Below are 20,973 nucleotides of genomic sequence, written 5' to 3'. Positions count from 1 at the left end.
AAGGAGCAGTGAACGCGGATGGAGCAACTATTAGTATTGACTTATGGAGACAAAATATATAAGTGCACATTACATCCAAATGAGCAATCAATAGTGTCGATTGGAAAAGAGTGGACAAATGATATTACGAATCCAAGTTTAGAACAAGAAGTAGAGTTAAAGTGGAATAATGAAGTAAATGCTTGGATGGTACAGGATCAATTAATAGAATTCAATAAGGAAATTGAGATTGGGAAAACAAGAGATGTGAGCTTGAAAATCTTTATATCTATTGTTGGCACAACTAAAGTGTTTGATATTGGAACGAAACATTCTCTTACAGTGAGTCAAAACGATTACGATGATATTTCTATTACCGGGACTAGTGTAGATTTAATGCTATCTCGCGAAACGTTGTACGATTCTTTTAAAGTGAACGTGTATGGCGGGGATGTATTTCATAATTATACGAAGTTAAAAGATAGCGTTATGTTGGAATCAGGAGACGTATTATATTTTGATGGTATTTTATTGGAGATTGGTAGTGAAGACATTCAAGTACTTTCTTCAGAAGATAAAGTGAAATCTGCGTTACCTATTTTAGTAGAATCAGAAACGAATTATCAAAGTGGTTATCCAGACTATCATCGTTCACCACGTATTATTTACCGTGAACCAGAAGAGAAAATGACAATTGCAAAGCCTTCAAGTATGCCATCAAAACCAACGGAGCATTTAGCAAGAATCATTGCACCTTCACTTGTCATGATTGTCGTAACTGTATTACTTGCTATTTTCATGAAATATGGAATGTTTATTATCGCATCGATTGCGATGACATTAGTAACAATCATTGTTTCTGTCACATCGTATATTAAAAATTTGAAGCAATATAAAGTCGACATTGTTGAACGAGATAAAAGCTATAGAGAGTATATAAAACAAAAAACGAAAGATTTACATGCAGAAAGTGAAAAACAGCGTCACGCATTACATTATCACAATCCAAATGTAGAAGTAATACGTAATATGGCAGTTCAAGTAAATCCTAGAATTTATGAAAAAACAATGTTACATCATGATTTCTTAACATTTAGCGTTGGAACAGGACAAGCTAATACGAGTTTTGAAATTCAATTTAATGAAGAAGAATTTAGTCAAACGAAAGATGAATTAATCGATATAGCACGTGAACTAAGACAGCGTTATCTATCATTGGAAGATGTACCAGTTGTAACAGATTTAATGAATGGACCAGTCGGTTATATTGGCCAACGCTCTTTAGTGTTAGAGCAATTACAATTATTAGTTGCACAAACGGCTTTATTCCATAGTTATTATGACTTGCAGTTTATTACTATTTTTCCGGAAGAAGAAAAAGAAAAATGGGATTGGATGCGCTGGTTACCTCATGGAAGTGTTCGCGATATAAATGTACGTGGATTTGTATACCATGATCGTAGCCGTGATCAAGTGTTAAATAGTTTGTATCAAATATTGAAAGAACGAAAATTAAAACTAGATGAAAAAAGTTCTACTAATGAAAAAATGTACTTTGCACCGCACTATGTCGTTCTCATTACAGATGAAAAACTAATATTAGACCATGTTGTTATGGAATTCTTTAATGATGATCCGAGTCAATTAGGTGTATCACTTGTATTTGTACAAGATGTTATGCAAAGTTTACCGGAGCATGTGAAAACGGTAATAGATATAAGAGATGCAAAACAAGGGAACATCATCTTAGAGCAAGGAGAGCTTGTTAACCGTCAATTTAAACTAAATCACGTACCGAAAGGGTTCAATTTAGAAGATATTTCACGGGCATTAGCACCATTAAATCATTTGCAAAACTTAAAAAATAGTATTCCAGAAAGCGTAACATTTTTAGAAATGTACGGCGTTGAAAAAGTAAAAGAACTGAATATCACAAGTCGTTGGGAGAAAAATGCAGCGCATAAATCTTTAGCTGTACCACTTGGATTACGTGGTAAAGAAGATATCGTAAACTTAAACTTACACGAAAAAGCACACGGACCACACGGATTAATAGCAGGTACAACAGGTTCAGGTAAATCGGAAATTATACAATCGTATATTTTATCTCTAGCAGTCAATTTCCATCCTTACGAAGTAGCCTTTTTACTAATTGACTATAAAGGTGGCGGAATGGCGAATTTATTCAAAAACTTACCGCATTTATTAGGAACAATTACGAACTTAGATGGAGCACAAAGTATGAGAGCGCTCGCATCAATTAAAGCTGAATTACAGAAAAGACAACGATTATTTGGTGAAAATGATGTAAACCATATTAATCAGTATCAAAAACTGTATAAAGAAGGCTTAGTAAGTGAGCCGATGCCGCATCTATTTTTAATTAGTGATGAATTCGCGGAATTGAAGTCAGAACAACCAGAATTTATGAAAGAGTTAGTTTCAACAGCGCGTATCGGTCGTTCACTCGGGATCCATTTAATATTAGCTACGCAAAAACCGAGTGGTGTTGTAGATGATCAAATTTGGAGTAACTCGAAATTCAAACTAGCATTAAAGGTTCAAAATACGTCAGATAGTAATGAAATTTTAAAAACACCGGATGCTGCTGAAATTACATTACCAGGACGTGCTTATTTACAAGTTGGGAATAATGAAATTTATGAACTATTCCAATCAGCTTGGAGCGGAGCAGACTATGTAGAAAACAAAGAGGATAAAGAACATTTAGACGCAACAATCTATGCAATAAATGATCTAGGACAATATGAAATATTAAGTGAAGACTTAAGTGGACTTGGTAGCAGTAAAGAAGTAATAAGCGTACCATCTGAACTGGATGCTGTTATTGACTACATTCACGATTACGCAGAAATAAATGAAATTGAAGCGTTAGCTAGACCGTGGTTACCACCACTTCCAGAAAGCGTATATTTACAAGACTTACACGCTATTCAGTTCAAAGAAGCATGGACAAAAGAAAAGAAACCATTACAAGCAACAATTGGTCTACTAGATCAGCCTGAATTACAATCACAAACACCATTAACATTAGATATTAGTAAAGACGGACACGTAGCGGTCTTCTCAAGTCCAGGCTACGGAAAATCAACATTCTTACAATCAGTCATTATGGATGTAGCTCGTCAGCATAGTCCGGAGCATTTGCATGTGTATTTAGTGGACCTTGGAACAAATGGTCTTCTACCTTTAAAAGGATTACCTCATGTAGCGGATACGATTACGATTGATGAATCTGAAAAATGTTTAAAGTTTGTTGAAAGATTAACTCAAGAAATGAAAAATCGTAAACGATTATTAAGTGAATATGACGTTGCAAATATTGAAATGTATGAAAAGGCAAGTGGGAAAGAAATACCACATATTATTATTGCGATCGACAATTATGATGCAGTAAAAGAAGCGAAGTTCTATGAAAGCTTTGAAATGCTAATTATGCAAATTGTCCGAGATGGTGCAAGTTTAGGAATTCATACCTTAATTAGTGCAGGGCGACAAAATGCACTTAGAATTCAATTGTACAATAATATTAAAATTCAAACTTGCCTATATATGATTGATCAAAGTGAAGTAGCTAGTATTGTAGGGAGATCTGATATAAAAGTGGAAGAAACAGCAGGAAGAGCGTTAATAAAACTAGAATCTCCTACATTATTCCAGGTTGCATTACCTACGAAAGCAGAAGATGAATTACAGCAAATTCAATTATTACAACAAGAAGCAAATGATATGGACCGAGAATGGGATGGAGAACGTCCGAAGGCAATTCCAATGATGCCAGAAATTATTGATATTGCTACTTATCGTAAAAATAAAGACGTTACAAAAGCCCTACAAGCAGCAAGAATTCCAATGGGGCTTGATTTTGCAAACGTAGAAGTTGTAGCTCATGATATTGCAGGGAATGATCATTTAATGATTTATAGTGTAGATGATAGTATGAGAAAACAAATTGTATCTAGCATCCTATCTCAATTGAATAAAGATTATTTTGAAAGTGTGACGTTAGTGGATACAGCAGAGTATAGTTTCGTTCAATATAAAGATAATGTGACGCACTACATTGTAGACGAAAATGAAATCAATATGCATGCGAAGTATTGGATGGAAGTAATTCGTGAACGAGCTCTTGAATTAGCACAAGCAAGACAAGAAGGTAGAGAAATTCCTGCATTCACAAAACAACTCATTATCATGACAAATGTTGAAGAGTTTAGTAAATTTGTTTATTTAGAAATGGAAGATGCAGCAACTTTAATTGATCTATCTCGTACAGTGGGCATTTACTTTGTATTAGCAGGTCACCACGACTACATGGACCGAAATCGTGAAGCTCTACCTATGAAAATGAGAAGTAAGCTAACAGCAGCAATTATCGCAATGCCATTAAATGATCAAAGTATCTTCAACATAAAATATATAAGCAACGAAGCACCATTAGGTAAAGATGAAGTGTATTACTATCAAAAAGGGAACATAATGAAACTAAAAATGCCTAGAGTAACTAACGAGGTGACAGTATGAAATTAAAGAAGAAAGCTAAGGTGATGATAGTCGTGTCAATAGTGGCAAGTTTATTAAGTGGGTGTGGTTTTGGAGAGACAAAGATAGAGTATGAGAGATTAGTAAAGGCGTTGGATGAAGGGGATATGAAGACTGTTATGTCTGCTAGTGATGATGGGTATGCGTATGTGAAAGAAGAGGTTAGCGATAGTACTTATGAAGAAAAAGAAGACGGTGAACATAGTAGGATAATATATCAAACAACTCATGGAGTATATAATGTGAAAGATAAAGATTTATATGGGGAAACAACTCAAAAGGTTGCTACTGATATAAAAAATGACAAAAACGTTGGTGACAATCAAAATTACAAAAAAGAAACTGTTTATAGTACAATTTTAAAAAATGAAAAATCCCGTTTAATACCCCAGAATCAAGGCATAGATATTTCATATGTAAAATTAATATTTGGAGGGTTAAACGGACTGAGTAAATTGAAGCCAAGTGAGGATAAAAAAAGATTTAGTGAACCGAGCATAATAAGCTATAATTTAACGGAATTACAGTTTAAAAGCATAATTAATGATAAGTTAAATTTAAAATATGATAAATTTGATTCTGCAGTATTAATGATTGAATTTAATACACCTAATGATGCAAAAGAAAATAATATGAGAATAATGGAAATTACTATTTCGGTAAATTATGAAGAAAAACAAGAGAATAAAATTATAAAGCGAAATCAAGAAATTTCGACATATTATCATGCTAGGGAAGAAAATAATCAAAATTCCAAAAAAGAATATATAGATTATGAAAAGGAGTATATAAATCAGCAATAATTTATATTAGGAGGAGTTTAATGTGGGGAGAGAAATGAAAAATGAAGAGGACTTTAAAATAGATAGCGATGTAGGTAAGCTGAGGTTAGCTGGTAGAGATATTTATCAATATAATGGGAAAGAGAAAATATATAGTAATTCAAATGAAAAGACAAATCAGAGGGAATTAGAGAAAAATTTTAATGCTGAGCTTATAGCTGATGATGATAACCATCCAACATCAGGGTTTGGAGCATATGCCTTACGAAGTAAAGATACGGATGAGATTTTCATAGTATACGTTGGAACTCAACCGAATCAGGTAGGCGATTTAGCAACCGATGGAGCAATTGGGCTACATAATTTAACTAATTCACCTATATTGGGGTCATTAGCGGAATTTCAGTATAGTCAAGCAGAAAAATTTTATGAAAAAGTCAAGGCGAAGAATAAAGGAAAGAAGATAACTTTACTAGGGCACTCCTTAGGTGGCGGAGCAGCGAATACAGTTGCATTAAGACATCAAGAAGATAATATAAACGTATTAGCTTTAAATCCTGCGCCTGTTTTAAATAAAGATGTGGTTAAGTACGGATACGGGACCAATATGAAAAATTGCCGCAGTCTTATAAATGAATATGATCCTTTGTATGGCGCCATTAAGGCCGCAGATTTTGTAATACCTGGACAGGTTTATAAAATGGAAAATGGGGAAGGGCATTCTTTTTTATATGATCCAAAATTTTATTCTAGGAATGGGAATGTAGCAATAGATAAATTGAAAAAGGTTAGCGAAACAGGATTTGATTGGAAATTTGGTTTTTTAGAAATATCAGAATCTGCTGGGGACCTATATAAAGGAATCACTGGAAAAAAAACATTAAGTACAACAGAAGAAGTTGTAGTGGATTTAGTGGTAAATGGAACCCCAGTCAGTGCAATTCTAGTTGCAATAACAGTAGTGGGAGATACTAGTGCTCTAGCAACAAAAATAGCAAGTATAGGTGTAGAAACAGGAAAAAAAGCTTTGAAATTTAGTAAGGAAGTTATACAAGAAGTTAGAAATCAGGTGAATGCGGCTGTGGATTGGATAGAGAATAAATTAGCAAAATGTAAGGAAAAGGTACTTGAAGTGTTAGAATCAGTATTTAACGCAGCTGTAGATTTTTTAGTAGGATGCATCATTCTTTATTTATCCCGTGATGAAATTATAGCAATTGCAAAAGAAGTAGCATCTTCTCTTGTTCAAGATATTTTAGATGTATTTAAAGGTGACTTTGAAATTGATACAAATATTGCTTCAATTGCTGGAGATTATGTAAGAAGCCATCGCCAATCATTATTAAACTATTTTATGAATGATGGTAGTAGAGGGTTAAATCGTTCATTATTAGTAGAGATTTCTAGAGATGTGAACGAACTTTCAAATGATTTAAAAGAGTTAAGTCAAGATGTAACAGATGCGGTAATTTCTATGATAGCAAAAGATGAAGAGTTAGCTTCAGTTTCTTATTATTGATAAATGTTAAGGAAGGGGGTATGAGGATGGATTTACATATGATAATGTCGAGGGTTCATAGTACATTTCCGGACAGTGGTGGGCGAGATCAAATTATTAATGTTGTTATGCAACTTGAAAAAGCAGCTGTATCTTTGACCGGAGATATTAGAAGATTAGAAAATAGTATTGATAATAGTTTGCAAGGTAAAACACGTGATGCTTTTATTGATCGTATCCGCCAATTAGAAAAAAGGCGACAAAAAATAGAAGAGAAAATTATCGTGTTAAAAGGATCGGTGAATTAATATGAAAGATTATATGGAGAAAGTTTTGCCTTTAGGAAGTGTAGTGAGGTTGAGTACTGAGGAAGAAAAAGATGTAGAGTATGTAATTACTACAAGAGGAATACTTCTCGATGAAGACACTTTCTATGACTATGGTGGGGTATTACACCCAGTAGGTTTGACGGGAGAGACATATAAATTATTCAATGACTTTGATATATCAGAAGTGAAATTTGAAGGGTATAAAAATTCTATTGAAGGAAATTTTGCTCATAATTTTAAAATATGGCGAAATGAATTTGTAAAAACGATAAAGAACAAGGCTGAAAATAATAAGTAACAATTATTAATAAAACAAAGGCTATAATATATTTGGAAATAAATAGACTTTCCTCTTCCAAAATGGAAAGAGGAAAGTCTATTTTTGATTGAATAAGAATCTAAATATCTAATATTACGTGGGAACAATATGAAAAAGAGCGCCAAGAATCTATAGCGAATAGAAAAAGAATAAGAGAAAAAGAGCAAAAGCTGAAATAATATTTGTAAATAATAGTCATAGACTGTTTTTTATGGTGAAAATCTATCTGTGAAGAAATAAATCATTTTATACTGTACGATGAAAATGGGGATATTTCGGTATTTTTATAGTTAGGAAAAAGTTATTCTAAAAGGAGTATGTTGGGTGAATCATAGACGCAAGAAAAAGAAACCGAAACAAATAAGAAAAGAATCTGTTCAGATAAAATCGATAGTAGAAGAAAAACCGCTAAAGAAGAGTAGCAACAAGTTGGTCGATATTCTCCTAGGTATTCTTCTTTTTCCAATTCTTATATGGGCTGTCTTGGAAGGTTGTACAACACAAGTAAGCAAAGGGAAGACTTTCCTTATTATCGTTTTCTTTCTCTTAATTGCAATAGGGTTATCTATGATAGGAAACAAATAAGGGGGAGTTCAGATGTTTAAGAAGAAGGAGAAAAAAAACATTTACGTTAGATTGGTAAACACACAAGGGGAAATCATTCGAGAGTTTAATTGTACAGAAAAAGACTTGCGAAAAGTAAAAGAAAATGGTACTGAAATTCGTTTGGTTGGAGATAACTCATATGAGATGGTAGCAACCGATGAACAACTAGAAAAACTAGCAAGAGCTGAAGCAGAAATCGAAGCGGAAGTTAAGGCATGGGAAGATGCTTTAAATGAGAGTTTGGATGAACGCGAAGAAAGAGAAGCGAGACAGAAGGAATTGAAAGAAAAGAATAAATGGAGTACAAAGAAGAAAGTAATCGTATTTGGACTGATATTCTTTGTATTTATTGGATTACCTATTATCGAAGGGTATCAAAATAGTAAACTAGTTGAAGAAGGTACATCATTACATGCAGAAATTGTAGGTAGGCATGTAGAGAAGGAATTCATGTTTACACACCCCACATTAGTAGTTGAGGTAGATGGTAAAAAGCATAATGTATGGGTAAGTGAAGAGACATATAACGGAGCAGAGTGGTTAGGTAGACTAAAAGTCATCAAAACAAAAGATGGTAAAGTTGAGAAAGACCCTAGATATGAGGGTGAAGACTTAATTACGAGTTATTAAGCAGTAGGTTTTTAATGTTTGCTCCTCAAATTAAACAACATTATTATTTGCAAAAATCGAATCCATTAAAATAAAAAACAAATTTTAAATAACTGTAATAACCTCCTAGCATATTGTCGATGGGAGGTTATCACCTTTCTGAAGATAAAATTAAAGAGCTATATTATCTCGATACAATTGTGATGACAGTAACGTTTTTACTAAGTGAGTGGAGTTTCAGGGAGTATGAGGGATATGCTTAAGTGAAAGAGAGAAGAATATTTAGAGCTTTTGAGGAGAAAGAAGGCTATTTGAACTATCAAAAGCATTCTGATTATGTACGGTAATTAATGTAGAGATAATATTATCTGAATATAGTTACGCAAAGATGAATGTATTTAAAAAGTTAGGAATGTAATGGGATGTTATTGAATGAAAATTATTTAAGCTGTATAGAGGTGAAACGTCAGGATGTGGAATATAAAAGAAGAAGATTTAGATAAGTTTAGGATGACATGTAATGATCGTTTAAGTCCTGAGGGTGCTACAGGATTTATGTTTGGAGGAATACTTTATAGTTCAATAGCCGTCTTTTCTATTATTGTATCAGGTGATTGGGATTACTGTATGGTTCTCCTTAATATAGGAATTGTTAAGCTGGAAGTGTTGTTATATGCTCTGCAAGTAATTTTTTTCATTTTATATTTATTTCCAAAAGCTACAAACACTTGTCGTATTATTATACGCACTTCAAATGGCTACTATATTACTTACAGTTTTAGTTGTTTCTGAAATAGCTAATAATTCAATGGATCGTATTACGTTGAATTATGTATGTTTGCTATATTTAGGAGCAGTAATTTTTCATATTGTAACAACAATAGATACATTTAAATTGGCAAGTGAAGGTGCGTTTAGTATGGATGAAAGATCCGTATCCTTTTTTAGTAAAACAAAAGGAACTATGATGAAAGTTGCTTCAATATACGCATTAATCATTCTTATTTTGATTTATTTTCATAATGATTATGCGTTTGATACTTTTATTGGATATGTAATAGGAACTGTTTTAATGTATACGATAGCCATAGGAGCAGCTGAATTTCAGCTATTAGCATATTGCAGATTTAAATTTCCATCATTTAATAAAACGTGGGAGCAACATAAAAGAGAGACTCCAAGATATCGAAAGAAAAATAAAAAAGGTAAAACGAAACGTAAGGCATAAAGAAAGTGCGTATTGTACGTTTTGATGATAGAAAAGTAATTATTTACAAGAGAGTATTTTAACTTCTAAAAGAAAATTTAATTATGTAAGGTGATTAAAGTGATTAGAAGGTTATCTGATCGAAAATGTAGAGTGGGTAGTGTGATGATGAAATGAACATAAAAAAGGTTTCTAAAATGATTACTATCATAATAACAATCAGCCTACTACAAGCATGCAGTTTTTTTGAAGAAAAGGTAGAGTATGAGCCATTTATTAAGGCATTGGATGAAGGTGACATGAAAAAGGTTATGTCTGCAAGTGATGATGGGTATGCTTTTGTGGAACAAAGAGGTATTTATAGTACGTTTGAGCAAAAAGAAGATGGAGAGCATAGTAAGACAATTCGTCAAACTACGGAAGGTGTATATAATACAAAAGATAAAAGTTTATATGGAGAGGCGATACAAACAGTTACGACTGATATAGAAAAAGACAAGGGAAAAAGGACAAATGAGAATTATAAAAAAGAAACTATTTATAGTACTCATGTTAAGTATGAAAATGGACAGGTGAAAAGTTCGGATTCAAATCTAGATGTTTCATACGTAAACTTAATTGTAGATCGTTTAAATGGGATAGGGAAACTAAAAATGAAGCCTGAAGATGATATGAAAAAGTTTGATCAGCCTAATTCAGTGGGATATCGACTAACTGAATCTGAATTTAAAAATATTATTAATAATAAATTAAAGATACAATACGATGAATTTGATGGAGCAACAATCGTATTGTACCTGGATGCCCCAAATAATCCAAAACAAATTTTGCAAATGAGGATAGATATAGATTTTAAAGAAAAGAATGAGGATGGAAAATTAATAGAAAATATGTTCCAAATAATAACGTATTTTAATAGAAAACAGGATAATAACCAAGATGCGAGACAGGAATATTTAAAATACAAGGCGCAGTACAACAAAAGAGATTGTTAAGAGTTGCGATGAAAATAAAAAGGTATAAAATCAGTGACTAAGAAAATTGCATCTTTATTTTGGTAATATACTATAGTTCGGGGAAAGGTGGAGTTAACAAATGTGGAACATAAAAGAAGAAGATTTAGATGAATTTAGAATTACATGTAGACATCGTTTAAGCCCTGAAGGAGCTATGTTGTTTATGTTTGGTGGAATGCTTTATAGTTCGTTATTGATGCTTTTTATTTTTGGAGCATTAATTAGATTTGGCTGGGATTACTATCCGACTCTTTTTGACACAGTAATAGTCAGAATGGAATTGTTGTTATATAGCCTACAAGTAATCTTTTTTATTATATATCTGATCCCTAAGGTACGTTTTAAATTTCAAAAACTCCAGACATTGGTGATATTATTATATGCGTTTCAGTTAGGTACTATAGGTCTTACGGCATTTGTTCTTCCAGGGATGAGTAATTATTCTATTAATTTTATTACGCTTATTTATGTAGGTTTACTAGTATTAGGAGCAATACTTGTTCATGGTGTAACAACAGTTGATACTCTTAAACAAGCAAGTAAAGGTGCATTTAGTATGGGAGAAAGATCTACTTCATTTTTTAATAAGGCAAAGAAAAATATAATGTTTGGTGTGGTAATTTATGTACTAATTCTTCTTGTTTTAATTTATATACAAAATAATTACTCATTGAGCATAATGTTTGGTTACTTTATATTTACGTTCATCATGTACGCGGTAGCCATAGGTGCAGCAGAGTTCCAATTATTAGCCTATTGTAGATTTAAATTTCCATCATTTTATATTTCGTGGGAGGAACATGAAAGGGAACGTCAGAAAAGACTAAAGCTTTATGAAGAGAAGGAAAAAAGAAAACTAAAGAAATAAAATAAGTTTTGGTTTCTGAAAATTCGAATAGAATATATAAACAATTAAGGATTGTATATAAATTAATGCTATTAAAAATTAAAGCATCTTCAATATAATCTGTATGAGTAAATAAATAGCAGTAAGTAAAGGTGAAATGTATTAATTTCCAAAAAGGAACATAATGAACTTAAAAATGCCTAGGGAAATCAACGGGGTGTCAGTATGAAGTTAAAGAAGAAATCTAAGATGATGATAGTTCTGTCAATAGTATCAAGTTTATTAAGTGGATGTGGTTTTGGGGAGACGAAGATAGAGTATGAGAGATTAGTAAAGGCATTGGATGAAGGTGACATGAAAAAGGTTATGTCTGCGAGTGATGATGGATATGCGTATGTGGAACAAAGAGGTATATATAGTACATATGAGCAAAAGGAAGATGGAGAGCATAGAAAAACAATCTATCAAACTTCGGAAGGGATATATAATACGAAAGATAAAAGTTTATATGGAAATACAACACAAGAGGTTACTTCAGCAGTAGACAGCAAAGATAATAAAGAAGAAGTTGTTTATCGTACCAATATTATGTATAAAAATGGACAGGTACAAAGTCCGGAATCGAATCTGGATGTTTCATATGTGAACTTAATTGTAGATCGTTTAAAAGGGATAGGGAAACTAAAGATGAAGCCCGGGGATGATATAAAAAAGTTTGATCAGCCTAGTACTGTTGGATACAAACTAACTGAATTAGAGTTTCAGAGTATCATTAATGATAAGTTGAAAATACAATATGATGAATATGATGGTGGATCAATCGCATTGCATATTGATTCTAAAAATGGTTCAAAGCAGATATTGGAAGTAAGTATTGTAATAAATTATAAGAAAAGAAATGATGAAGGCAAGTTAGTAAAATACATATCACAAATACATACATCTTTTGATAGTCACCAAGGTAATAACAAAGATGCGAAACAGGAATATATTGATTTTAAAGCAAAGTATAATAAGACGCAGTAATATTTAGAAGAGCATTTGTACGTAAAGATAATAGCGACATAAGTGTGATAAATGTTTCATAAATATAGTGGAAAGAATTTGAGGATAAACGCCCCAATTGCTGGAGTAGATGCAACAACTGGGGCGTTTATCTGTCTAAATTTAGCTTGAATACATGACATGTTTTAGTTAGGGGCACGGCTTTACAAGTAGTTTCTCCATCTTCATAATAACGGTGTGAGTTATTTTGTAATTTGCTTGTATTACTAAGTTACGACTATTTCCTCTTATAGAGTTACTTCTTATTATCGATACATCGTCCACATTCCAATGTCTTTAAATCCTAGTCGTTTATAAATTCGTCCAGCAACTGGATTGTTATAAAATAAACAAAGTGTTCGGCTTTCTTTCGTAAAGTCTTGAATCATTTTTTGTAATATGAGTGAAGCAAATCCATTTCCACGATAATTCGGGTGTGTACATACACCAACTACCATAGCGGATAATGAATTTTCAGCGGAAGTAGAGGTGGATGCGATGATCACGCCGTCTTTTTCAATATAGTATGTGCGTCCTGTATTCGTTTCGATAGCCTGCCTTAATATTTTCTCTGATTCATTGGTAGTCGGAAATTCAGCAATGTCACTTCGTAATTTCATAATTCGTTCTATATCATCGAGTGACGCAAGTTTAATCGTTTCATGAATAGGCGTGTCAGGTAAGTTGTTGTCATTTAGACATTCACAAAAATACATTTCATTTTTGACGCCTAATTGTAGACTTGGAGCAGTTTCAAACTTTTCTACAATGGTTGACTTACCAGAGAGTTTAAGTGGCTTATATGCGGAAAGAAGTGCCTCATAATCAGTGGTAACAAAGTCTTCTTTACTATATGGTATAAATGAATCGTGGAATCGGAGTAAAATTGATTTTAATGTTCCATTCTCTTTAAATACTCCCCATAGTTCTTGAAAATCTGTGTCATAACCGAAAGCTTCAATATCTCCAATAATAAACAAGTTAAGGGCTGCTTCTTCTTTTAGATAAGCGAATACTTGTTCATGATCTTTCTTTGTTAATTTTCGCATCATAACGAATCGACCTCTTTTTTATTTTTCTAAATATTACAACTTAAGTTTTTTGAAATCAATATAAAATTTTATGTTTAGTTAACAAACTTTCGGAAAAACTAGGAAAGATATGACAAAGGAGGTTATGAACGGTGGATCATCCAATTCAAGGGTTAATGAAAGCAGCAATGGAAAATTTAAAAGAAATGGTTGATGTAAATACGATTGTTGGAGAGCCTGTTCAAACGGCTGACGGTGGTGTGGTGTTAACGGTTTCTAAAGTAGCGTTCGGTTTTGGAGCAGGAGGTTCTGATTTCCAAACGAATGATGGACAAAGAGCAAACGGTAACGCTGCATTTGGTGGCGGTAGCGCGGGTGGTGTTTCTATTACACCAGTAGCATTTCTTGTGGTGAATAAAGATGGAGTAAATATTCTTCATTTACAAAATGCGACACATTTAGCAGAAAAAATGATTGAATTAGCTCCACAAACAATTGATAAAATTCAATCGATGTTCCAAAAAGAAGAAAAGAAAGAGGGAAATCATCATCCTCAAAACCCTGATGAAATCCTTTAAAAACGCCTGCTTATGAGCAGGCGTTTTTTCTTGTAATCACTATGTAATAAAACACATGAAATTGTAAATAGTTTTTGAAGTTTTTTCTATGTTTCTAAAATTTTTCATGTTAAAATATGCTATAGAATTGAAACATATAAAACGAAGGTGGCTAGGTGCTTTGTCTGGAGGATCTGACCAAGTAAAGAATATGATATATATTAATGGTAATCGTCGAGGTCATTGTTTTATTACATCAGGAATTACGTTTAAAGAGTTTGCGAGTAACATCCCTTCACCGCTTCATCAAGTGTTGCTTTTGAAGCACAACTTTGAATGGACGGATTTTCATTATCATACTTTATTTGAATATGTTGAGGAAGAAAATATACATAAGTTAATTCAAGCAGAGATTGATGAATTTGATGAATTTTGTTGGGTAGATTTTGATGATGCAAGCGATTTAGATGAATTAGAGCCGAAAGAAATTGCAGAATTATTATATTTGGCTCACAAAAAAGAACCACTTGCAAGAACATTCTTTCCGCTGTTGAAAAATCGATTTGTTTATTTTTCACATGATGACGGATGGTACAACAAAGTGTATTATCGTAGAATTGCTGATTTTGTAGGAATGTTAAGTAAAGTCATTCCGTATAAACTCGGTGCTTTCGGTAAGAAACGTTTTTCTTTCTTCCAAAAATCAAAAATTTTCCCAGCAATTTCAAAAGAATTGATCATGGGACTGATTCCACTAATGGAAGATGGTCTTTACATAGATCTAGCAGGGAAGATTGAGTCAAGAAGAGGTCTTGAAATTCCGGTATATGTAGTTGGTTCGTATGAAAGTACGGATGAGGTGTTAGATAATATCGATGAATTGAAAGAGGAAGCAACAGAAACAGGTTGGCTCATTTTTGATAAGAAAGAACAAGAGTGGCAATGGGTTGTTGACTAAGAAAACTTGGCGTATGAAGTCAAGTTTTCTTGTCATTTGAAAGGAGTACAAATGAAGAAATATTATACAATTGTGGGTATTATAAGTATTATTCTCGTGGCAATATTACTTATAACTTGTCCGAAAGAATCAGATTTTAAAGTGTATGTAGAGGATAAGTATGCGTTGAATTGTAATGAGAGTAGTTTTGAATGCACGCAAAATGTAGATGGTAAAAAAGAAAAACTACAATTTGAAAGTACAGATGCACGAAATGGTGTATTCTTTATGACTGTAAAGCAAACATTTAAAACAGAAGCTGGTGTTTCAAAAGAATATAGCGGAGTAGGAATGTTTGGTACATTTCTTTTTGTTTCAGAGAAGACTTTCTAGTAATAGAAGGTCTTTTTTTTATGCTTATGTTCATATAGATGAAGTAAGACAAGCATAGGAGGGGTAGCGATGAAGAACACATGTATCGTTTGCGGTGGTGAGGAGTTTTTTTCCTCAACGTTATATGCACGTACGAAACAAGATTGGGCATATGCACCAAACATGTATCGATTTGAAAAAGTATTTATTGAGCATCGAGATGAAGAAAATTATCCAGTGTTTCAAGAAATTACAGCGAAACATTGTTGTGGATGCGGTCATATTATGTTGTATCATGAATGAACACACCAAGTATAACTTGGTGTGTTTTTTTAAAACGCTGACAAAGCAAGCGGATAAAGTAAAGTAAATAAAACAGAAAAACTACCAAAACCAATTGCTGTATATCCAAGTGTTCTTGCTCCGAAATTGACAGCTAATAGGCCAACTAAAATTGCTAGGGAGCCGAGCGTAACTGGATAAAAAGCAATGGAGAATAACGAAAGAAATAAAGCGACATAGCCTACCATTGTGCCGGTATTTGTACCTTCTATCTCATTTGCAATTTCTTTACGCTTATGTCTAATTGGAATGCCAGCTGGTGATATTTCAGCAGCATACTCTTCGTTTTTTTCACCACTTTTAAAATGATGATTTCTCTTTCTTCGCATGTACATCCCTCTCTTTCAATTGGGTGTATCTATAGTATCTTTCAAAATGAGAAGAGCATGAGTATGAGTTAAACCCAAGTAAAGCAAAAATTGGAGAATACGCATTCCATCGTTAACATATCCATCTCCTATTGAAGATAAAGTGTGGGATTTTTTCCACTAGGACTGATTATCAGCCAGCAACAATTGGATTTTTATGAGCAGTTCTCTCCCATTAACTGATCCGCATCCATTGAATTTTGAGGTAGGTGTCTTACTGCAAGCGGGATAAAACAGGAATTTTGGAAAATGATGTAGAATGAAATGAATGATAATACGTGAAGGTAGGGGAATGTATGACGAAATTTAATTGGCACGAGTCAGCGGAGAAGAAATGGGATAGTAGCGCAGAGTTTTGGAATCAAAATAGTCAAGAGATGTGGGACAGTGGTAGCAGAAGTACAATTATTCCGTTTTTTGAACAATACGTGAAGAAAGAAGCACAAGTGCTCGATGTTGGTTGTGGTGATGGCTACGGTACATATAAATTAAGTCGCGCAGGCTATAAAGCAGTAGGAGTAGATTTATCGGAAGTGATGATTCAAAAAGGTAAGGAACGCGGAGAAGGACCGAATTTATCTTTTATAAAAGGAGATCTTTCTGCATTACCATTTGAAAATGAGCAATTCGAATCAATTATGGCAATTAATTCTTTAGAATGGACGGAAGAGCCATTACGAGCGTTAAATGAAATAAAGCGTGTGTTAAAGAAAGATGGATATGCATGTATTGCAATTTTAGGACCGACAGCAAAGCCACGAGAGAACAGTTATCCTCGCTTGTACGGAAAAGACGTTGTTTGTAATACGATGATGCCTTGGGAATTTGAACAGTTAGCGAAAGAACAAGGTTTTAAAGTTGTAGATGGCATCGGCGTATATAAGCGCGGAGTAAATGAGAAGATGTTAGGTCAACTACCTACAGAGTTACAACAATCGTTAACATTCTTATGGGTATTTATGTTAAAAAACGTATAAAGAAATGAAAGAATTTTTAGGAGGTAAATAAGTGCAGAAAATACAAAAAACTGATACAATATCATCAGAACCAATTAAAGGGGGACTAGGGTATATGACAACTACTACAACAGTGAAATCCGATATTGAAATCGCACAAGAAGCGAGTATGAAGAAGATTCAAGAAATTGCAGCTGATTTAAATATTTTAGAAGATGAATTAGAGCCATACGGGCATTATAAAGGTAAGTTATCTCTTGATATTTTTAAGCGCTTACAAGATGAGAAAGACGGTAAAGTTGTTTTAGTAACAGCAATTAACCCAACTCCAGCTGGAGAAGGTAAATCAACAGTAACAGTTGGTTTAGGTCAAGCTTTTAACAAAATTGGTAAGAAAACAGTAATTGCACTTCGTGAACCATCTCTTGGACCGACGATGGGATTAAAAGGTGGAGCAGCAGGTGGCGGTTTTTCACAAGTCGTACCAATGGAAGACATTAACCTTCACTTTACTGGAGATATCCATGCGATCACAACTGCCAATAACGCATTAGCAGCGTTTATTGATAATCATATCCAACAAGGAAACACACTTGGAATTGATACGCGTAAAATCGTTTGGAAACGCTGCGTTGACTTAAATGATCGTGCCCTTCGTAACGTAGTAATTGGTCTTGGTGGACCTGTACAAGGTGTACCACGTGAAGACGGTTTTGACATTACAGTAGCATCTGAAATTATGGCCGTGTTCTGCCTTGCAACAGATATTCAAGACTTAAAAGCACGTTTATCTCGCATCGTAGTTGCCTATAACTTTGCAAATCAACCTGTAACGGTTAAAGATTTAGGTGTAGAAGGTGCGTTAACACTATTATTAAAAGACGCATTAAAGCCGAACTTAGTACAAACGTTAGAAAATACACCAGCTATCATTCATGGCGGACCATTTGCGAATATCGCTCACGGTTGTAACAGTGTTATCGCTACAACAATGGCAGCAAAATTAGGTGATTATGTTATTACAGAAGCTGGATTCGGTGCTGATTTAGGCGCTGAGAAGTTTTTAGATATTAAAGCTCGTGCAGCTGGCATTAAACCAGAAGCAGTTGTTATTGTTGCGACGATTCGTGCGCTTAAAATGCATGGTGGCGTTGCAAAAGATCAATTAAAAGAAGAAAATGTAGATGCATTAGCAAAAGGTATGGAAAACTTACAGAAGCATGTTGAAACAATTCAAAGCTTCGGTGTGCCTTTCGTAATTGCAATTAATAAATTCATTACAGATACAGATGCAGAAGTTACATACTTACAAGAGTGGTGTAATGAGCGTGGCTATGCAGTATCCTTAACAGAAGTTTGGGAGAAGGGTGGCCAAGGCGGAGTTGACCTTGCTGAAAAAGTACTAAAAGAAATCGAAAAAGGTGAAAACAACTACGCACCACTTTATGAATTAGAATTACCCTTAGAAGAAAAAATTCGTACAATTGCTCAAAAGGTATATGGCGCAAAAGATATTGAATTTGCTCCGAAAGCACGTAAGCAATTAGCTCAATATGAAGGAGAAGGTTGGAGTAACCTACCAGTTTGTATGGCGAAAACACAATACTCTCTTTCTGACGATGCAACAAAATTAGGTCGTCCATCTGACTTTATCGTTACAATTCGTGAGTTAAAACCATCTATCGGCGCAGGCTTTATCGTTGCGTTAACAGGTACAATGTTAACAATGCCAGGTCTTCCAAAACAACCAGCAGCACTTCAAATGGATGTAAATGAAGATGGAAAAGCAGTAGGTTTATTCTAAAAGGTTGTAATTCATCTCGTTTATCTGTAAACTATATATACATCAAGTGGCGCCTTTCCATCGAAAGGCGCCTGTTTTTTGGAGGAAATTATGTTTGATCCAACTGCTTTTGACAATTTAAAAGTAATCGTAGAAGGTGCTGTGTATGATTTTGATCTACATGGAGATATTCTTGTAACAGATCGAAAAGATATGATGGATCTTGCTTCATTAAGTCGTATATATCATATCTCATTTCAATTAACAGAACCGTTTGAACCATTAGTAGAAGCAACATTTTCATTATCTGTGGATGCAAAGAACTTGTCTGGTGAAATACTAGAAGTGCCTCAGTTTACACCAGGTTGTGAAATGAAGCTAGCATTTTTATTCCCGTTAGAACAACCAGAAGTAAAATGCGAAGGAATTGAAACATTAATGCGTTCTATATGGGGAAAAGAAAGAATGATTATGCAGAAAGTTTCATACGAATATAATAAGCAAGCGATTTCATATCATAATAAGGTAGAGGTTCTATTTCAAAAAGCGATTACAGAAGACCATGTTGATGATTTAATAGCTGTTATTTCACACATGATAGAAACGGTGCGAACAATACAGCATTTTCTTCAAAAATAGAGATAAAGGAGAAAAACAAATGATAAAAGATATGCAACCATTTTTACAACAAGCTTGGGAGAAGGCTGGTTTTAAAGAGTTAACTGAAATTCAAAAACAAGCGATTCCAACTATTTTAGAAGGACAAGACGTTATAGCTGAATCTCCAACTGGAACAGGAAAAACATTAGCGTACTTATTACCACTTTTACATAAAATTAATCCTGAAGTAAAACAGCCACAAGTTGTTGTTTTAGCGCCAACACGTGAACTTGTAATGCAAATTCATGAAGAGGTTCAAAAGTTTACAGCAGGAACTGAAATTTCAGGTGCATCTTTAATTGGTGGTGCAGATATTAAGCGCCAAGTTGAAAAATTAAAGAAACACCCAAGAGTAATTGTCGGTTCACCAGGCCGTATTTTAGAATTAATTCGTATGAAAAAGCTAAAAATGCATGAAGTAAAAACAATTGTATTTGATGAGTTTGATCAAATTGTAAAGCAAAAAATGATGGGCGCAGTGCAAGATGTAATTAAATCAACGATGCGCGATCGTCAATTAGTATTCTTCTCGGCGACAATGACAAAAGCGGCAGAAGATGCGGCACGTGATTTAGCAGTGGAACCACAATTAGTACGTGTAACACGTGCAGAATCAAAAAGCTTAGTTGAGCATACGTATATCATTTGTGAGCGACGCGAAAAAAATGATTACGTAAGAAGAATTATGCATATGGGCGATGTAAAAGCAGTTGCTTTCTTAAACGATCCATTCCGTTTAGATGAAATTACTGAGAAATTGAAATTCCGTAAAATGAAAGCGGCGGCTCTTCATGCAGAAGCAAGTAAACAAGAGCGTGAAGCGACAATGCGTGCTTTCCGCGGAGGGAAATTAGAAATTCTACTTGCTACTGATATTGCAGCGCGCGGTATCGACATTGACGATTTAACACATGTAATTCACTTAGAATTACCAGACACAGTAGACCAATACATTCACCGCTCAGGACGTACTGGACGTATGGGTAAAGAAGGAACTGTCGTATCTCTTGTAACTCCACAAGAAGAGCGCAAATTACTGCAATTTGCGAAAAAACTAGGCATCGTATTTACGAAGCAAGAAATGTTCAAAGGATCATTCGTAGAAACGAAACCGAAAGCACCAAAGAAAAAGAAACCAGCATTTACTGGGAAGAAAAAGCCTAGATAA

Annotated in this window: 19 protein-coding genes and 3 pseudogenes; 20 read left to right on the top strand and 2 right to left on the bottom strand. The window is 33.9% G+C overall.

Features of this window, described 5'->3' with window-relative positions:
* Positions 1–18: 18 nt before the first annotated feature.
* The 12 genes and pseudogenes from QO049_RS30980 to QO049_RS20445 all read left to right on the top strand — a co-directional run.
* Positions 19–300: pseudogene (locus QO049_RS30980) on the top strand (FtsK/SpoIIIE N-terminal domain-containing protein); the annotation flags it as partial.
* A pseudogene (essC, locus tag QO049_RS20495) lies at positions 295–4,524 on the top strand (type VII secretion protein EssC); the annotation flags it as partial. The pseudogenes QO049_RS30980 and essC, both read left to right, overlap by 6 nt.
* Positions 4,521–5,345: a DUF3952 domain-containing protein gene (locus QO049_RS20490; RefSeq protein ID WP_000768475.1), complete on the top strand. Its 825-nt coding sequence runs from the start codon at positions 4,521–4,523 to the stop codon at positions 5,343–5,345. The pseudogene essC and the gene QO049_RS20490, both read left to right, overlap by 4 nt.
* A gap of 34 nt (positions 5,346–5,379) precedes the next feature.
* Positions 5,380–6,843: a lipase family protein gene (locus QO049_RS20485; protein WP_033689279.1), complete on the top strand. Its 1,464-nt coding sequence runs from the start codon at positions 5,380–5,382 to the stop codon at positions 6,841–6,843.
* Between the two features lie 26 nt (positions 6,844–6,869).
* Positions 6,870–7,130, top strand: coding sequence for a hypothetical protein (locus tag QO049_RS20480; RefSeq protein WP_000363090.1), 261 nt, complete (start codon positions 6,870–6,872; stop codon positions 7,128–7,130).
* A 1-nt stretch (position 7,131) separates the two neighbouring features.
* Positions 7,132–7,449: a DUF4176 domain-containing protein gene (locus QO049_RS20475; RefSeq protein ID WP_000656388.1), complete on the top strand. Its 318-nt coding sequence runs from the start codon at positions 7,132–7,134 to the stop codon at positions 7,447–7,449.
* A 345-nt stretch (positions 7,450–7,794) separates the two neighbouring features.
* Positions 7,795–8,055, top strand: coding sequence for a hypothetical protein (locus tag QO049_RS20470; RefSeq protein ID WP_001016553.1), 261 nt, complete (start codon positions 7,795–7,797; stop codon positions 8,053–8,055).
* 12 nt (positions 8,056–8,067) lie between these two features.
* The gene (locus QO049_RS20465; RefSeq protein WP_000473569.1) at positions 8,068–8,706 is read left to right on the top strand and encodes a hypothetical protein; all 639 of its coding nucleotides are present in this window, start codon (positions 8,068–8,070) and stop codon (positions 8,704–8,706) included.
* Positions 8,707–9,156: 450 nt separating this feature from the next.
* A pseudogene (locus QO049_RS20460) lies at positions 9,157–9,913 on the top strand (hypothetical protein).
* Positions 9,914–10,089: 176 nt separating this feature from the next.
* The gene (locus tag QO049_RS20455) at positions 10,090–10,887 is read left to right on the top strand and encodes a DUF3952 domain-containing protein (RefSeq protein WP_415483719.1); all 798 of its coding nucleotides are present in this window, start codon (positions 10,090–10,092) and stop codon (positions 10,885–10,887) included.
* A 100-nt stretch (positions 10,888–10,987) separates the two neighbouring features.
* On the top strand, positions 10,988–11,776 hold the full coding sequence (locus QO049_RS20450; protein WP_063245854.1) for a hypothetical protein: 789 nt from the start codon (positions 10,988–10,990) through the stop codon (positions 11,774–11,776).
* A gap of 204 nt (positions 11,777–11,980) precedes the next feature.
* Positions 11,981–12,781, top strand: coding sequence for a DUF3952 domain-containing protein (locus QO049_RS20445; protein WP_063245853.1), 801 nt, complete (start codon positions 11,981–11,983; stop codon positions 12,779–12,781).
* Positions 12,782–13,065: 284 nt separating this feature from the next.
* On the opposite strand, the gene QO049_RS20440 is transcribed toward QO049_RS20445, so the two are convergent.
* A complete protein-coding gene (locus QO049_RS20440; RefSeq protein ID WP_016122380.1) occupies positions 13,066–13,851 on the bottom strand; it encodes a GNAT family N-acetyltransferase in 786 nt (261 codons plus the stop codon).
* Positions 13,852–13,982: 131 nt separating this feature from the next.
* Between QO049_RS20440 and ytfJ the strand changes: the two genes are divergently transcribed.
* From ytfJ to QO049_RS20420, 4 genes are all read left to right on the top strand, one after another.
* Positions 13,983–14,408, top strand: coding sequence for a GerW family sporulation protein (ytfJ, locus tag QO049_RS20435; protein WP_000349986.1), 426 nt, complete (start codon positions 13,983–13,985; stop codon positions 14,406–14,408).
* Positions 14,409–14,568: 160 nt separating this feature from the next.
* Positions 14,569–15,345, top strand: a complete 777-nt coding sequence (locus tag QO049_RS20430; protein WP_000014087.1) for an oxalate:formate antiporter — start codon at positions 14,569–14,571, stop codon at positions 15,343–15,345.
* Positions 15,346–15,396: 51 nt separating this feature from the next.
* Positions 15,397–15,717, top strand: coding sequence for a hypothetical protein (locus QO049_RS20425; protein ID WP_000761171.1), 321 nt, complete (start codon positions 15,397–15,399; stop codon positions 15,715–15,717).
* Positions 15,718–15,786: 69 nt separating this feature from the next.
* Positions 15,787–15,999 (top strand): hypothetical protein, encoded by a 213-nt coding sequence (locus tag QO049_RS20420; protein WP_000798747.1) that lies wholly within the window; start codon positions 15,787–15,789, stop codon positions 15,997–15,999.
* Positions 16,000–16,028: 29 nt separating this feature from the next.
* Here the strand turns inward: QO049_RS20420 and QO049_RS20415 are convergent, their stop codons facing one another.
* Positions 16,029–16,367, bottom strand: coding sequence for a hypothetical protein (locus tag QO049_RS20415; protein WP_001253202.1), 339 nt, complete (start codon positions 16,365–16,367; stop codon positions 16,029–16,031).
* Between the two features lie 335 nt (positions 16,368–16,702).
* Here QO049_RS20415 and QO049_RS20410 point away from each other — a divergent pair, with 335 nt between their 5' ends.
* The 4 genes from QO049_RS20410 (at position 16,703) to QO049_RS20395 (ending at position 20,973) form a co-directional block, all read left to right on the top strand.
* Positions 16,703–17,383: a class I SAM-dependent methyltransferase gene (locus QO049_RS20410; RefSeq protein WP_000160044.1), complete on the top strand. Its 681-nt coding sequence runs from the start codon at positions 16,703–16,705 to the stop codon at positions 17,381–17,383.
* 94 nt (positions 17,384–17,477) lie between these two features.
* Positions 17,478–19,166: a formate--tetrahydrofolate ligase gene (locus QO049_RS20405; RefSeq protein ID WP_014482011.1), complete on the top strand. Its 1,689-nt coding sequence runs from the start codon at positions 17,478–17,480 to the stop codon at positions 19,164–19,166.
* A 90-nt stretch (positions 19,167–19,256) separates the two neighbouring features.
* Entirely contained in the window at positions 19,257–19,784 is a 528-nt protein-coding gene (locus tag QO049_RS20400; protein WP_000460206.1) for a hypothetical protein, read from the top strand.
* A gap of 19 nt (positions 19,785–19,803) precedes the next feature.
* Entirely contained in the window at positions 19,804–20,973 is a 1,170-nt protein-coding gene (locus tag QO049_RS20395; protein ID WP_000588613.1) for a DEAD/DEAH box helicase, read from the top strand.

Source organism: Bacillus sp. RB3, assembly GCF_030164735.1.
GTDB classification, from domain to species: Bacteria; Bacillota; Bacilli; order Bacillales; family Bacillaceae_G; genus Bacillus_A; species Bacillus_A cereus.
Note: the sequence above shows the minus strand (reverse complement) of the source record. Positions and strands in the feature narration are given on the sequence as shown.

Coding starts and splice junctions, on each gene's coding strand:
- QO049_RS20400 (WP_000460206.1), top strand. CDS start 19,257: ATGTTTGATCCAACTGCTTTTGACAATTTAAAAGTAATCGTAGAAGGT.
- QO049_RS20440 (WP_016122380.1), bottom strand. CDS start 13,851: ATGATGCGAAAATTAACAAAGAAAGATCATGAACAAGTATTCGCTTAT.
- QO049_RS20415 (WP_001253202.1), bottom strand. CDS start 16,367: ATGCGAAGAAAGAGAAATCATCATTTTAAAAGTGGTGAAAAAAACGAA.
- QO049_RS20455 (WP_415483719.1), top strand. CDS start 10,090: ATGATTACTATCATAATAACAATCAGCCTACTACAAGCATGCAGTTTT.
- QO049_RS20420 (WP_000798747.1), top strand. CDS start 15,787: ATGAAGAACACATGTATCGTTTGCGGTGGTGAGGAGTTTTTTTCCTCA.
- QO049_RS20405 (WP_014482011.1), top strand. CDS start 17,478: ATGACAACTACTACAACAGTGAAATCCGATATTGAAATCGCACAAGAA.
- QO049_RS20425 (WP_000761171.1), top strand. CDS start 15,397: ATGAAGAAATATTATACAATTGTGGGTATTATAAGTATTATTCTCGTG.
- QO049_RS20395 (WP_000588613.1), top strand. CDS start 19,804: ATGATAAAAGATATGCAACCATTTTTACAACAAGCTTGGGAGAAGGCT.
- QO049_RS20480 (WP_000363090.1), top strand. CDS start 6,870: ATGGATTTACATATGATAATGTCGAGGGTTCATAGTACATTTCCGGAC.
- QO049_RS20490 (WP_000768475.1), top strand. CDS start 4,521: ATGAAATTAAAGAAGAAAGCTAAGGTGATGATAGTCGTGTCAATAGTG.
- QO049_RS20475 (WP_000656388.1), top strand. CDS start 7,132: ATGAAAGATTATATGGAGAAAGTTTTGCCTTTAGGAAGTGTAGTGAGG.
- QO049_RS20485 (WP_033689279.1), top strand. CDS start 5,380: ATGAAAAATGAAGAGGACTTTAAAATAGATAGCGATGTAGGTAAGCTG.
- QO049_RS20465 (WP_000473569.1), top strand. CDS start 8,068: ATGTTTAAGAAGAAGGAGAAAAAAAACATTTACGTTAGATTGGTAAAC.
- QO049_RS20445 (WP_063245853.1), top strand. CDS start 11,981: ATGAAGTTAAAGAAGAAATCTAAGATGATGATAGTTCTGTCAATAGTA.
- QO049_RS20450 (WP_063245854.1), top strand. CDS start 10,988: ATGTGGAACATAAAAGAAGAAGATTTAGATGAATTTAGAATTACATGT.
- QO049_RS20410 (WP_000160044.1), top strand. CDS start 16,703: ATGACGAAATTTAATTGGCACGAGTCAGCGGAGAAGAAATGGGATAGT.